This is a genomic window from Sedimentibacter sp. B4, from assembly GCF_000309315.1.
GTDB classification, from domain to species: Bacteria; Bacillota; Clostridia; order Tissierellales; family Sedimentibacteraceae; genus Sedimentibacter; species Sedimentibacter saalensis.
This window is the reverse complement of the sequence record NZ_CANG01000073.1, coordinates 1-214: the sequence shown is the minus strand read 5'-3', so window position 1 is coordinate 214 and position 214 is coordinate 1. Positions and strand designations below refer to the sequence as shown.

Below are 214 nucleotides of genomic sequence, written 5' to 3'. Positions count from 1 at the left end.
TTACTCGCGCGGCACGACGACGGCTCTCGAGGTCGCGCGTCAGCTGGCGCAGGACGGTGTCTCGATCGAGGTCGTCGACCTGCGTAGCTTGCGCCGCTCGACCGCGAGACGATCTGCGCATCGGTGCGCAAGACGACCCGGGCGGTCGTGTTCGAAGACGACTGGCTCAGCTACGGGATCGGCGCGGAAATCTCCGCCACCATCGGCGAGGGCA

Annotated in this window: 1 pseudogene; it reads left to right on the top strand. The window is 67.8% G+C overall.

Going from position 1 to position 214, the window contains the following annotated elements:
- A pseudogene (locus tag BN358_RS22910) lies at positions 1-214 on the top strand (transketolase C-terminal domain-containing protein); the annotation flags it as partial.